This window comes from Streptomyces orinoci (genome assembly GCF_003121295.1).
In the GTDB taxonomy this organism is placed as follows: Bacteria; Actinomycetota; Actinomycetes; order Streptomycetales; family Streptomycetaceae; genus Streptomyces; species Streptomyces orinoci.
In genome coordinates this window covers 635990-649762 of the sequence record NZ_PHNC01000029.1, presented here as the reverse complement: position 1 = coordinate 649762, position 13773 = coordinate 635990, and the positions used below count along the sequence as shown (strand labels likewise).

At 72.5% G+C, this 13773-nt stretch carries 11 protein-coding genes; 3 read left to right on the top strand and 8 right to left on the bottom strand.

The features are described from left to right. Nucleotides 1–145: 145 nt before the first annotated feature. The 3 genes from ettA to CV755_RS17725 are packed head-to-tail and all read left to right on the top strand — an operon-like array spanning nt 146 to nt 2927. Nucleotides 146–1810 carry an energy-dependent translational throttle protein EttA gene (gene ettA / locus CV755_RS17735; protein WP_109281192.1) on the top strand — a complete coding sequence of 555 codons (1665 nt, stop codon included), beginning with the start codon at nt 146–148 and terminating at the stop codon, nt 1808–1810. Nucleotides 1811–1812: 2 nt separating this feature from the next. Then, nucleotides 1813–2247 (top strand): acyl-CoA thioesterase, encoded by a 435-nt coding sequence (locus CV755_RS17730; RefSeq protein ID WP_109281191.1) that lies wholly within the window; start codon nt 1813–1815, stop codon nt 2245–2247. Then, a complete protein-coding gene (locus tag CV755_RS17725; RefSeq protein WP_109281190.1) occupies nt 2244–2927 on the top strand; it encodes a DUF8010 domain-containing protein in 684 nt (227 codons plus the stop codon). Before CV755_RS17730 ends, CV755_RS17725 begins: the two co-directional genes overlap by 4 nt. Before the next feature lie 126 nt (nt 2928–3053). On the opposite strand, the gene CV755_RS17720 is transcribed toward CV755_RS17725, so the two are convergent. The 8 genes from CV755_RS17720 to CV755_RS17685 form a co-directional block, all read right to left on the bottom strand. Beyond that, the gene (locus tag CV755_RS17720) at nt 3054–3458 is read right to left on the bottom strand and encodes a globin (RefSeq protein WP_161968713.1); all 405 of its coding nucleotides are present in this window, start codon (nt 3456–3458) and stop codon (nt 3054–3056) included. A gap of 39 nt (nt 3459–3497) precedes the next feature. Continuing rightward, nucleotides 3498–4355, bottom strand: coding sequence for an FHA domain-containing protein (locus CV755_RS17715; RefSeq protein ID WP_109281189.1), 858 nt, complete (start codon nt 4353–4355; stop codon nt 3498–3500). A 68-nt stretch (nt 4356–4423) separates the two neighbouring features. Beyond that, nucleotides 4424–5734, bottom strand: coding sequence for a vWA domain-containing protein (locus tag CV755_RS17710; RefSeq protein ID WP_109281188.1), 1311 nt, complete (start codon nt 5732–5734; stop codon nt 4424–4426). A gap of 114 nt (nt 5735–5848) precedes the next feature. Further along, nucleotides 5849–6994 (bottom strand): PP2C family protein-serine/threonine phosphatase, encoded by a 1146-nt coding sequence (locus CV755_RS17705; protein ID WP_109281187.1) that lies wholly within the window; start codon nt 6992–6994, stop codon nt 5849–5851. 3 nt (nt 6995–6997) lie between these two features. After that, on the bottom strand, nt 6998–9463 hold the full coding sequence (locus CV755_RS17700; protein ID WP_109281186.1) for a serine/threonine-protein kinase: 2466 nt from the start codon (nt 9461–9463) through the stop codon (nt 6998–7000). Next, entirely contained in the window at nt 9460–10764 is a 1305-nt protein-coding gene (locus CV755_RS17695; RefSeq protein ID WP_109281185.1) for a coiled-coil domain-containing protein, read from the bottom strand. The genes CV755_RS17700 and CV755_RS17695 overlap by 4 nt, the downstream gene beginning before the upstream one ends. Nucleotides 10765–10881: 117 nt before the next feature. Then, nucleotides 10882–11850, bottom strand: coding sequence for a glutamate ABC transporter substrate-binding protein (locus tag CV755_RS17690; protein ID WP_109281184.1), 969 nt, complete (start codon nt 11848–11850; stop codon nt 10882–10884). A gap of 44 nt (nt 11851–11894) precedes the next feature. Continuing rightward, nucleotides 11895–13184 carry a hypothetical protein gene (locus tag CV755_RS17685; RefSeq protein WP_109281183.1) on the bottom strand — a complete coding sequence of 430 codons (1290 nt, stop codon included), beginning with the start codon at nt 13182–13184 and terminating at the stop codon, nt 11895–11897. Nucleotides 13185–13773: the final 589 nt, after the last annotated feature.

Sequence of the window (13773 nt, the reverse complement as noted above, 5' to 3'; positions counted from 1 at the left end):
GCGGGCGGCCCGGCGGCCGCCCGTCGCGCCGGGCCACGGCCGTATCGCGTTTCCGCCCAGGGCGGCCGGTACGGCAAGATGGATGTGTCTGCCCTCATGCGGCGGAGCCGCACATTGGCCCTTCTCGATTGCCGGACGGTTTCTCTTGGCTGAGTACATCTACACCATGCGCAAGACGCGCAAGGCGCACGGCGACAAGGTCATCCTCGATGACGTGACGCTGAGCTTCCTGCCCGGTGCGAAGATCGGTGTGGTCGGCCCGAACGGTGCCGGTAAGTCCACCGTCCTCAAGATCATGGCCGGGCTGGAGCAGCCCTCCAACGGTGACGCCTTCCTCTCCCCGGGCTACAGCGTCGGCATCCTGATGCAGGAGCCGAAGCTGGACGAGAACAAGACGGTCCTGGAGAACGTCCAGGACGGCGTCGCGGAGATCAAGGGCAAGCTCGACCGGTTCAACGAGATCGCCGAGCAGATGGCCACCGACTACTCCGACGCGCTGCTCGAGGAGATGGGCAAGCTCCAGGAGGAGCTGGACCACGCCAACGCCTGGGACCTGGACGCCCAGCTGGAGCAGGCCATGGACGCCCTGGGCTGCCCGCCCGGCGACTGGCCGGTCACCAACCTCTCCGGTGGTGAGAAGCGCCGGGTGGCCCTGTGCAAGCTGCTGCTGGAGGCCCCCGACCTGCTGCTGCTCGACGAGCCCACCAACCACCTGGACGCCGAGTCGGTGAACTGGCTGGAGCAGCACCTGGCCAAGTACGCCGGCACCGTGGTCGCCATCACCCACGACCGCTACTTCCTGGACAACGTGGCCGAGTGGATCCTGGAGCTGGACCGCGGCCGCGCCCACCCCTACGAGGGCAACTACTCCACCTACCTGGAGAACAAGGCCGCCCGGCTGAAGGTCGAGGGCCAGAAGGACGCCAAGCGCCAGAAGCGCCTCAAGGAAGAGCTGGAGTGGGTCCGCTCCAACGCCAAGGGCCGCCAGGCCAAGTCCAAGGCGCGACTGGCCCGTTACGAGGAGATGGCCGCCGAGGCCGAGAAGATGCGGAAGCTGGACTTCGAGGAGATCCAGATCCCGCCGGGGCCGCGCCTGGGCAATGTGGTGGTCGAGGTCAGCAACCTCTCCAAGGCCTTCGGTGACAAGGTCCTCATCGACGACCTGTCCTTCACCCTGCCCCGCAACGGCATCGTCGGCGTCATCGGCCCCAACGGCGCCGGAAAGACCACGCTGTTCAAGATGATCCAGGGTCTGGAGACCCCGGACTCCGGAGACATCAAGGTCGGCGAGACCGTCAAGATCTCCTATGTGGACCAGGCCCGCGCCAATATCGACCCCAAGAAGACGCTGTGGGCCGTGGTCTCCGACGAGCTGGACTACATCAACGTCGGCCAGGTCGAGATGCCCTCGCGCGCCTATGTCTCGGCCTTCGGCTTCAAGGGCCCGGACCAGCAGAAGCCGGCCGGGGTGCTCTCCGGCGGTGAGCGCAACCGCCTCAACCTGGCGCTCACCCTCAAGCAGGGCGGCAACCTGCTGCTCCTCGACGAGCCCACCAACGACCTGGATGTGGAGACCCTCTCCTCGCTGGAGAACGCGCTGCTGGACTTCCCCGGCTGCGCCGTGGTGGTCTCCCACGACCGCTGGTTCCTGGACCGCGTCGCCACCCACATCCTGGCGTACGAGGGCGACTCCAAGTGGTTCTGGTTCGAGGGCAACTTCGAGTCCTACGAGAAGAACAAGATCGAGCGCCTGGGCCCGGACGCCGCGCGTCCGCACCGTGCCAGCTACAAGAAGCTGACCCGGGGCTGAGCGTGGCTCGTCATGTCTACTCCTGCCCGGTGCGCTGGTCCGACATGGACGCCTTCGGTCATGTGAACAATGTGGTCTTCCTGCGCTATCTGGAAGAGGCGCGGATCGACTTCATGTTCAAGACGGCGCCCCGGGCCGGTGAGGGATCCTTCGCGGGCGGCTCGGTGGTGGCCCGCCATGAGATCGACTATCTCCATCCGCTGGTGCACCGGCATGCCCCGGTGACCGTGGAGACCTGGGTGACCAAGGTGGGCACCTCCTCGCTGACCGTGGCCTATGAGGTCAAGGACGAGGAGCACACCTACGCCCGGGCGACCACTGTGGTGGTCCCCTTCGACCTGGAGCGGGGCCGCCCGCGCCGGCTCACCGACCGGGAGCGGGAGTTCCTGGAGGAGTTCCGGGACGACCGGGAGCCGGAGGAGGCCGTCGCGGCATGACGCCTGCCCCGCTCGTACCAGGGCAGCGGCTGCGGCTGGCCGATGCCGGGGAGGCGGACGACCTGGCCGCCTTCCTGGCCCGGCTGATCCACTACGACCGGGCCGCCGTGGTCCGGCTCCAGGCCGGCCAGGGGGTGCTCGGCGTCTTCGGCCGGCCGCCGTCCTTCGAGGTGCTCGCCATCCGCACCGCCCGGCTGGCGGCGGCCGACACCCTCGATCTGACCGTCTCCGCCGGGCAGTTGGCGGACGCGCTGGACGCCGGGGGCACCGAGGCCGTCCTGCCCCCGGCGGTCACCGGACCGCCCTGGGCCGGGGTGCTGCCCCCGCGCGGCGGCTGGCGGCAGGTCTCCGGCCTGCCGGAGCCCGCCGCGGTGCGCGGTGCGCTGGCCACGGCGGTGGCCGAGTTCCGGACCCGGGACGCGGCCCTGCCCGAGCAGCACCGTACCCGGCAGGAGCGCGACCGGATGGGCCGGGAGATCTGGTCCCGCACCCTGGGCGGGACCGGGCTGCCGCTGCGCGCGGTGCACGCCGCCCAGTCGCTGGGCTTTCTGCGCCCGGCGGGCGCCCCGGAGGGCCTGGCGTTGTTCGCCGCCGGGGGCTGGCTGCGGCTGCGTACTCCCTACGGGTCCATCGCGGTTCGCACCGGTGGGCTGTCCGGGCTGACCGTCACCCCGGCCTGAGACCCCGGGTCGGCCGGTCCGTGTGGGGCCACCGCTCTGCGTTTCGGACGCGGGTCGTCTTTGGGCTGGTCGCGCCCACGCGGCGGAGCCGCATGGTGCAGTCGCCCCGCGCCCCCGAGCGACCCGTCAGCCCGGGGAGTTGATCATGGTGGCGGCGGCATAGGTCAGATAGCGCCACAGCTCCCCGGCCTCGGCCGGGGGCAGCTCCAGCTCGTCCACCGCCTCCCGCATATGACGCAGCCAGGCGTCATGAGCGGCGCGGTTGACGGTGAACGGAACGTGACGCATCCGCAGCCGGGGGTGGCCGCGCTGCTCGCTGTAGGTCCGGGGCCCGCCCCAGTACTGCATCAGGAACAGCGCCAGCCGCTCCTCGGCCGGGCCGAGGTCCTCCTCCGGGTACATCGGGCGCAGCAGCGGGTCCTCGGCGACGCCCTGGTAGAAGCGGTGCACCAGGCGCCGGAAGGTCTGCTCGCCGCCGACCCGCTCATAGAAGGTCTGCTCCTCAAGCGTGCCGCGTCGCATCTCATTCACCCCTCCATGGTCGCAGACGCCCGGCGGAGCACCGGCGGCTCAGGACCGGTGCACGGTGATGGTGGTCCACGCCCCCAGATGCACCCGGTCGCCGTCCCGCAGCGGCACCGGCACATAGGGCTGGATGGAGTCCTCCGAGCCATTGATGGTGGTGCCGTTGGTGGAGTCCTGGTCCACCACCGCCCAGCTGCCGTCCGGCTGTTCCACCAGCACCGCGTGCTGGTGGGAGACGCCGGGGTCCTCGGGCGGACGGGAGAGGTCGATATCGGGGGACTCGCCGGTGCTGTGCCGGCGGCGGCCGATGGTGACCTGGGGGCCGGTGAGGGTGATCCGCTGCTCGGGGGAGTAGGCGGGCAGGTTGAGCCCGGCCGCCTCCGGGCCGCTGCGGTTCATCATCGACCGGAAGTACTCCCGGTCCGGGGCGATCACCGCGTACCAGCCGGCGGCCGGGGCGGTCTGCGGCGGGGGCAGCATCCAGTCGCCCTCGCTCTGCTCCGGCTGCGCCGCCGGGTCCGGCCCAAGTGGCTCGGCTTCCCGGTGCACTTGGGAGGAGCTGGAGTCGTAGTAGCTGAACGGCTGGGCGGACGAGGGGTGTTGGTAGGGGTTGGGCGCCATGGGTGCCATGGGCGGCGGGGGCGCGAAGGAAGAGGCCGTCTGGTTGAGGAAGTTGTAACGGCACTCCTCGCAGAACGGCGCATGGGCCTCGCGGGGCGTGCGGCACTGGGGGCACAGCTCGGCGGCCATGGTGGGACCGGGCGCCGGATGGGGGTAGGGCGGCGGCGGTGGCGGGGCGGGAATGTTCCCGGCGGGCGCCGCGGCCCCGGACATCCGGTGGCCGCAGACCTCGCACCAGTCTTCGGCCGCCGACTGGTGGTGGCCGTTAGGGCAGGTCGGCATGTCGGTCTCTCCCCCTCATGAGCCGGTAAGCGGGCAAGTGCCTCTTCACGGCCTTGCGTTCTGCGGCGTTACTTCTTGACGCGCACCGTCTTGGTGGAGCGCGTCTCCAGCGTCATCTCCGCCTCCGCGGTGACCTTCGCCTTCAGCCGCACAGTACCCGTCGCCGCGTCCACCACATCCACCACCTTCGCCAGCAGCCTGGCGGTGGCCTCGTTGCCCGAGCTGTTGGCCAGCTGGACGGCCCGGCCCAGCTTGGCGGTGGCCCCATCCATATCGCCCGACTTGCGCAGATCCAGGCCCTGTTGGATGACCTGGGCCAGCTCGGCCTGGTCGGTGTAGTGGGCGACCCGCGGGTTGATGGTGGTGGAGGCGGCCAGGTCGTCGGTCCACACCGCCCGGATCAGGCCCTGGGCCAGCACCTGGGCGGAACCGTCGGGGGAGGGCAGCACCAGCGAGGCCCGGGCGGCCAGCATTTCCTGGCCCACCGCGGCCTCGGGGACCCGGACACAGACGTGGTAGTCGCGGGACTCCTCGCCCCAGGCGCCGGTGGGGTAGTCGCCCGCACGCGGCCCGGCCTCGGTCCGCCGGCTGGTCAGCTCCTCCATGCTCGGGGCGACCTGCTTGACAAAGGTGACCTCGGCGCCCATCGGGGTCCACAGCCGCAGTGCGACATCCGCCACCTCCTTGCCCATGGCGGCCTCCATCATCCGAGTGAAGTCCGCCGCCAGCCCGGCCGGGTCGGCCACGATGTCGGCGGTGCCCAGCAGCGCCGAGGCGATGCCGGTGACCTCCTTGACCTCCCAGTCGGTGCCCACCCCCCGGGCGTCACAACTGAACCGTCCGGCACAGGAGTCCAGCGCCGCGCGGAGCGCCTGCGGCTCCTCGTGCTCATTGCGGCCGTCGGTGAGCAGAATGCCATGGCGTATGGAGCGGCCGGAGGAGGACAGCAGCCGGTCGGCCAGCCGCAGCCAGGTGCCAATGGCGGTGCCGCCGCCCGGGCTGAGCTTGCGCAGCGCCTCCTTGGCCTGGGCCCGGGTGGTGGCGTCGGCCACCGCCAGCCGGCCACCGCCGGGATAGACCTCCCTGGCCTGGTGGGTGCCGGCCACCACGGCGAAGGAGACCCCGTCGCGCAGCGCGTCCACCGCGGCGGCGGTGGCGTCCCGGGCGTTGCGCATCTTGGCCGGCGGATAGTCCATCGAGCCGGAGCAGTCCACCATGATGACCACGGCCGCGTCCGGAGCCGTTCCGGCCGGTGCGCCGCCGCCGGTGGAGCTGACGGTGACGATGGCGTTGACCTCGCGCCCGCCCTCGGGAAGGTAGGCGTTCTGGTACACATCCACGGTGAATCGCGGCACTTCGGGCCTGGCGAGGTTGGACATCCGATCCGCTCCTTCGGTCTGCGCAGTGTCAACTGGGCGGCGAAACGGGCGGATTGACCAGTGGTGCCCCTTGCCGGAGCACCGTGTGCTTCCCCCCGTGCACGCCTGGCGGCGTCAGGCCGTCGCTGCCCCCTCGGCCCGTGCGGGGAACGGTAGTACGGCCACCGTCACATTGTCGTGGCCCCCGCAGGCAAGGGCGTACTCCACCAGCCGGCGGGCGCTCTCCAGCGGGTGGGTACGGGCGTCGGCGGGGACCACGGCGGCCATCTGCTCGGCGGTCTCCGCGTAGTTCCACAGGCCGTCGGTGCAGACCACCACCACCCCGGGGCGGTCCGGATGGTAGGCGGCGGTGTGCGGCTCCACCTCATAGGCGTCCGCGCCCAGCCAGCCGGTGATGGCGTGCGCCCGTTCGTCCGCGTACGCCTCGTCCTCCGACAGCAGCCCGGCGGCCACCATCTGGGCCGCCCAGGAGTCGTCCTCGGTGAGCCGGGCGGGCTGGGTGCCGCGGTCGTCCGGCACCCAGTAGGCCCGGCTGTCGCCGACCCAGCCGATGGTCAGCAGCTCGCCCGTGATCACCGCGCTGACGATGGTGCAGGCGGGGGCGTTCTCCTGCTGGTAGCGGCTGTGCTCCCGGGGCTGGTGGCCGGGCCCGGCCAGCGCGCTGACCTGCCCGGCGGCCAGCAGGATCGCCTGGTGGGTGGCCTCACGTGGGGGTACGCCCCGGCCCAGCGCCTCCTCGATGGCGGCCAGCGCCCCGGCGCTGGCGGCGGCCGATGCCTCGTCCGGCCGGGACGCCGATGACACCCCGTCACAGACCACGGCCGCCACGGCGGTGCCGCCGTCGGGCAGCGCCGTGCTGGACACGGCATAGGCGTCCTCATTGCGGTGGTGGCGCAGCCCCCGGTCGCTGACCGCGGCCACGCCCGCCGTCTCGTGCTCCATATGATCCCGTTCGCGCGGCTGTGCATGCCCGCAGTGTTCGCAGTACCCGTCGTTGTCGATCATGCCGGAACGGCAGGCGGCACAGCGCCGCCCGGTGCCGGGCGGCGCCTGGTGTGCCGACTGGGCCGGCAGCCCCGGCCGGTGCTCCGGTGGCGCCCCGCCGTCGCCGGGGTGCGGCCGCCGCGCCCGGGCGGTGCCCTCCGCGGGCGGCGCCGAGAGGTCCGCGCCGCACCCGCCGCAGTAGTTGTCGGCCGGGTCCAGGGGCTCACGGCAGGCGGGACACACCGTCAGCTGTGCGGGTTGCGGCAGTTGCGACATCGATCACACCCATGTCCTGGGGCGGAAACGGTTGGCCGCCTCCACCAGTTCGATCCTTTCCTCGCCGCGCTGGGCGAGCCGGGCGAGCACCCGGTAGGAGTGCTCCAGGCCGAAGCGCAGGCCGCGCTCGTCCGCCTCGCTGCCCAGCAGCGTGAGGGTGCCCGGCCCGGGCGCGCCGCCCGGACTGCCGGAGAGTACCCAGTCCAGCGCGGTACCCAGCACCTCGGTGGCCAGCCGCTCCCGGCGCGCCGGGTCCAGGCCGAAGTCGGCCAGCCGCTCCACCTGCCCGGCGGCCGCGTCCAGATCCTCCCGCAGCCACTCGGCCGGCCGCCGCCCGCGCAGCCGGGCCCGTACCGCCGCCACCCGGGCCGCGGTGAAGTGAATGGACGCCTCCGGTACGGATTCCAGGGCGCCGACCGCGCCCGCCCGGTCCCCGCCCGCCAGCAGCACCCGGGCCAGCCCGAAGGCGGCGCTGACAAAGCCGGGATCGGTGGTCCACACCAGGCGGTAGTACTCGGCGGCATTGTCCAGCTGGCCCAGCACCTCGGCGCATACGCCCAGCGCCAGCTTGGGCGCCGGCTCGCCGGGGAAGGCGTCGTAGACCGCGTCGAAGGACAGCGCGGCCGTCTCATGGTCCCCGGTGACCAGCGAGTGCAGCCCCCGGTACCAGACGATCCGCCAGTCCTCCGGGTACTCCGCCTCCAGGGTGGCCAGCGCCTTGGCGGCATGGGTCAGCTCGCCCAGCTCCAGCTGCGCCCGGTAGCGCCGCAGCCGCAGCTCCAGCGAGTTCACCGGGGCGGCCTGCAGGGCGGTGTACAGCTCGGCCGGTTTGGAGACCGAAAGCCCGGCCAGAAAACCGGAGTTGGGGTCGGCCGCATCGGCCAGCGGCACCGGCAGCGCCAGTGCCGCGGCCCCGGCGTCGAGCGGGGCGGTGGCCACCGTCCCGCCCGCCGGGAGCGCCGCCGGGGCGGGCCCGGCGCCCCGGGCGGTACGGGCGCCCAGCACCGAGGGGGCCTCGGTGAGCTCCGGGAACAGCTTGTCGTCCACCACCTTGGTCTCCGGCCCGAACAGGGTGGACAGCGCCGGGCGCGGCTTGCCGGTCTGGATCGCCACCACCTCGCGCAGCACCCCGGTCAGCTGGTCGGCCATCTCCTCGGCGGAGGCGAACCGGCGCCCCGGATCGGGGTCGGTGGCCCGTACCAGCAGCCGGTAGAAGGACTCATAGCGGGCGAAGACCTCGATATGGTCCGGGTCCGGCAGGCTGTCCACGAAGACATTGGTGTAGCCCTGGAAGTCAAAGGTGAGCACCGCCAGGGTGCGGGCCACGGTGTAGAGGTCGGAGGCCACCGAGGGGCCGACCTCGGCGACCTCGGGAGCCTGGTAGCCGACGGTGCCGTAAATGCTGCTCGTGCGGTCGTCCATCCGCCGGACCGCGCCCATGTCGATCAGCTTGAGCTGGTCGTGCTGCTGGATCGCGTTGTCCACCTTGAAGTCGCAGTACAGCAGATTGCGGCTGTGCAGATGGCCCAGGGCCTCCAGGGCCTCGATGCCATAGGCGCAGGCCTGCTCCACCGGCAGCGGGTCGCGCCGGCCCTCCGGGGTGCGCCGCTCATTGGCGATCTCCTTGAGGGACTTGCCGCCGACGTACTCCATCACGATGTAGCCGTCGAGACTGCCGGTGCGCTGGTCCAGATGCTCCACAAAGTTGTAGATGCGCACGATGTTGGAGTGCTCGATCTCGGCCAGGAAGCGGCGTTCGGAGAGCGCCACCTCCAGGGCGTCCTCGTCACCGGTGTCCAGCAGGCCCTTGAGCACCACCCAGCGGTCCGAGACCGCGCGGTCCATGGCCAGATAGATCCAGCCCAGGCCGCCGTGCGCCAGACAGCCCGCCACCTCGTACTGGCCGTGCACCACATCGCCCGCGCGCAGCTTGGGGACGAAGGAGTAGGGGTGGCCGCACTTGGTGCAGAAGCCCTCGGTGCGCCCCGGCCGGTCGCCGCGGGAACGCCCCACCGGGGCGCCGCACTCACTGCGGCTGCAGAACCGCTTGCGCTCCGGCACCTCGGGGTCGGCCAGCACCGCCGCCCGGGGATCGGGGCGCGGCACCGGCGGCATGCTCACCAGGCCCGCACCCAGCTTGCCCCGGGCGGAGCCGGCGGTTCCGGTGCTGGAGGTGCGTACCGACACCGAGCGGGAGGCCGCCTCGGTGCCGCCGGAGAGCGAGCGGGAGAGCCGTCCGGAGACCGAGCGGCGGGAGGAGGCGGACCGGGACGAGCGGGAGGACGGTGCCGAGCCCCGGCCGCTGTGCTGGGAGCCCAGCGCGGCGGCGGCCATCCCGGTGGGCGGGGAAGAGATCATTCCGGAGGCCGAGACCACCGGCGCCAACCCACAGGTGTCGCAGTACAGTTCACCGCCGCCCATGTCCTCGTACGACCCCGGACAGTCGGATCGCTGGCACTGTTCGCTCATCGGTTCCCCCTATGGTCCGCTACGCCCGGTGCGGGCGGTATGACAGCCTCCGCGATGGCCTGCTGATAGCGCAGTACGGCCGCTTCGGCGGCCGCCAGATCGCAGGGCGCGCTCCACAGCATCCGGCGGGCGGCGTCATAGCGCTCCACCAGGACCGGATCCTCGGCCAGCCCGTGCCGGGCCGCCTTGGCCTTGTAGGCGTCCAGCCGGCCGCGCAGCTCGGCCCGTACCGCCAGCGGCGCGGTCACCGCCGTCAACTGCTCGCGGGCGCGCAGCAGTTCCTCCTCGGCGCGCCGTTCCAGCTCCTCCAGCAGCGGGGAGAGCCGGTGCCACTGGGCACGTCTGCGGTGCTCGGCGGCGGCCGAGAGATGCTCATGGAGCGCGGTGGGCGGGCCGGAGACGGCCGGCACCACCGAGGCGGCGATCTTGGACAGCACCTCCACCCGGGCCTGGCGGGCCTCCTGCAGGGTGCGGTCCGCGCGGGAGAGCACATCGCGCACCCGCATCAGCCGCTGTTCGGCGTCCTGCCGGACGGTCAGCACCGCCTCGATCTCGCGCCGCACCTCCTCCAGGGCGCGCGCCGCCCGGTCGTAGCGCCCGGTGTCGGGGCGGCCGCCGCCGGGGGCGGCGCTGGGCGAGTCACCGGTCCAGAAGGACAGCGGATCCCCTATCACCTCGGCGCGCAGCGCGGCCAGTTCGGCGGTGATCCGCTCCAGGTCGTCACCGGCCGGGTGCTCACCCGGCCGTACCCCCACCGAGTGCGCCAGCGAGCGGGTGCGCTGGAGTTCGGCGGCCAGCAGATCGATCCGGGCGGGCAGCGCCGACCACACCGCGTCCGCGATCACCACCACATCGAGTGCCTCGGCGTACCAGCGGTTCATCCGGTCCACCAGCTCCTGGAGGCTCAGCTGTTCACTGAGCCGGGCGGTGGGCCCCGCGCCGGAGAGGGCGGCCGTGGCGCCGGGCAGGGTGACCCGGTCCCCGAGCAGCAGATCGGTCAGCTCGCCCAACTCGCCCTGGGTGGGCCAGCGTCGGCGCCCGCGCAGCTCACGGGCCCGCTCCAGGGCGGCGGTATAGACGTCGAAGTACGCCCACAGCCGGGCGATCAGCGCCTCGGCCGTCGCCCACCGCCCACGGGTGACACCGGTGAGCTCGGCGCCCTCCAGCAGCCGGCGGCCGGCGTGGTCCTGCAGGGCGAGCAGGGAGGACTCGACGGCCTCGTGTTCCGCGCCGAGCCGCGCCAGCGCCCGGTCCACCTCCTCGCGGCTCAGGGCCGGCCCGGTGGGTCCCGCGACCGCCATCGATCCCCTTTCCCGTCGCGGCCGAGCCGCGTCGTTTCGGTGCCGTCCCCAAGCGCCTTGCGGCCGCCGGGGGTTCGGCTTCACAGGTCCGTCGCTTCCAGTCTGCGCCAGCCCGCCTCAATCCTTGTACCTGGGTTCCGGCGGGGCGGTGATCCCGAGATCCGCGGACGCCAGCCACTTGCGGTAGGCGACCATCCAGGGGCTGTCGGACCCGCCCCGGCGGTAGTCCTCCAGAACCGCGTTGACCCGGCGTACCAGGTCCGTGGCGTCCAGGTTCATCGCCACGCCGTAGAACTCGGTGGTGAACGGTTTGCCGACCAGTCCCACGGACGGGTCCTGGGCCGCCTGTCCGGCGGCCAGGGCGTTGTCGGTGAGCACTGCATCGACCTGGCTCAGCTGCAGCCGCACCAGACAGTCGAGTTGATTGGGGACATGCAGCACGGCGGCGCCGTGGTTGTTCTTGGCCAGCTCGGTCTCGGCGGTGGAACCGCTGGCCGCGCAGACCCGGCGGCCGCCCAGCGAGGCGTCGTCGAAGCCCTTGACGGGGCTGCCCTTGGGGGCCAGCAGCTGCTGGCCGGCCTCGAAGTAGGCGGTGGAGAAGGCGACATCGCGCAGCCGCGTGCAGTTGATGGTCATGGTGCGGGCGACGATGTCCACCTTGCCGGATTTCAGCGCGGGGATGCGCTGGTTGGTGGGGATGGCCAGAAAGATGACCTTGTCGGGGTCGCCCAGCAGGGACTTGGCGATGGCCCGCACCAGATCGATGTCGAAACCGCTCAACTCCCCGGTGGACGGGTCGCGATAGCCCCAGCGATAGCTGTTCTGGTCGATGCCGGCGACCAGTTTGCCGCGCTCCTTGATCCGGCGTACCGCGGGTCCGTCCACGGTGGACGGACGCAGGCTGGCCTCCGGGTCGGTGCAGTCGGCGGCCGGGGCCGCGGCGTGGCGGGCCGCCCGGGAGACGGGCAGCTGGCCGGCGCCGCCCGCCGAGGTGGGCACCAGCACCGCGGCGGTGGTGGCCAGCGCGCAGGCCAGCGCGGCGGCCGCGCCCGCGGTGGAGGACCTCATGCTCCGTCGTCCGCTCATCCGCTCTCTCCTGGTCCTCGGTACCCCGGTCCTCGATGCCCCGGTCATCGGTACTCCGACAGCCGGCGGCCGATGCCGAGCAGCACGCCCAGCGCCCCCAGCAGGGCCAGGGCGGCGGCGCCCGCGGCCAGCCCGGTCAGTGCCCCCCGGCCGTCGTCGGCCGAGCGCCGGAACTCGCCCTGTTCATGGTCCAGGGCCTTTTGCAGCTCGGCGTCCACCCGGTCGAAGGACTCCCCGGTGCTGTCCTTGTCGCCGATCACCATGGGCAGGGCCTTGGCGTAGTCACCGGCCTCGTCCACCGTCCGTTCCCGCTGGTGCCGTTGGCGCCACTGGCGGACGAACTCCTGGGCACGGGCGACCGGTTGCCGCCCGCCCTGGCCGTCCGCCAGCGAACCGGCGCGCGCCAGCAGGCCGCCGACCGGGGCGGCGGCCGAGGCATCGCCGGCCAGCTGCCGCATATTCAGGCCGTAACTCTCCTCATAGGCATCGCGGTTGTCGGCGGTGACCACGGCGCCCCGGGCGACCAGGGTGAGATTCTCCGCGCCGCGCGCCTGGAGCGAGGCGATCCGGGCGGTGTGCAGGACATCCATGGACTTGGCGCCGTGCTGGTACGAGCCATTGAGACCGGCGCAGGCGAAGCCATGGCCGGCGGTCAGCCAGAGCAGGGCCACCGTGGTGGCGGCGGTGGCGGCCAGCAGCCCCTGGTTGAACACCCGGTTGGTGCGGCGGTACTCGCGGTGCTGGGCCCAGCCCAGGGCGGCCAGCGTCAGCACCCCGGCGGCCAGGGCGAACCAGGGCCAGGACTCGGCGTCATGGTAGTCGGAGCGCAGCCGGCCGGTCTCCGCCTCATAGAGCTTGCGGGCGGCGGGCAGCAGCTCCAGGCGCATCCGGTCGCTGGCATAGCGCAGATAGGCGCCGCCCAGCGGCAGGCCCTGCCGGTTGTTGGCCCGGGCGGACTCCACCAGGCCGGTGTAGAGCGGCAGTTGCTGATTGAGCTTGGCTATCTGGGTGTGCTCGAAGGATGCCCGGTCGGCGCCGGCGGCCGCCTTCACCAGAAGGGCGGAGGCGGTGTCGATGTCCTTTTCATAGCGTTCGCGAACGGTGCGGGGCTCCTTGCCGTCGGCCAGGAAGCCGCTGGCGGCGGTGGTGTCCGCGTCGGCGAGCGAGCGGTAGATATCGGCGGCGGCCGCGCTCAGCGGCTGGCTGTGGTTCACCACGGCGTCGGCCGCGGTGGAACGGTCGCTGACCTGCCAGGCGGTGAGGGCGCCGAAGACGATCAGCAGGGCGGCGACGGCCGCGCCGAGCGCGCGCAGCCGGCCGGGCTCGGTCCGCATGGCCGCGGTGCGGGTGCGTCTTAGGGCTTCGCGTAGGGCGGCGAGCCCTTGGCGGGCGGTGGCCGGGGCGTGCGCCGGTGCTCGCCCCGGTGCGCGCCCCGGCGCCGCGCCGGGTGGCTGCGGGTGTGACACGTGACCCCCCCTTGGTCGCTGGTGGCGCCCCCCGCCCGCTCGCCCGTTCGCCGCGGGGCGGCGGGGAATGGGTGCCTGGCCTGAAGTATGGCCGTAGGGGCTGACAAAGACACCGGTTATGCGGTGATCTTGTTCAGATCGCGATGCGGGGGTGTGGCGTCTGCGGGGGGATGTTGTCGGTCGGCCGCGGGCCGTCGGTGGCCGGTCGCGCCCACGCGGCGGAGCCGCATATCGCAGCTGCCCCGCGCCCCTGAAGGGGCGCACCCCGGCGATGATGCGGCGTCTGCCGATGACCGTGGCCGGTTGGGTGCGGGTCGAGTGTGGCTGGTCGCGCAGTTCCCCGCGCCCCTTAAGGGCGTGCCCGGAGAGGGGTGGCCCTGCCGGGCGAGGTCGATCACGGTGCGCTCCGTCAGGGGCGCGGGGAACTGCGCGATCAGCCCCCACGGCCTGCGGCCGG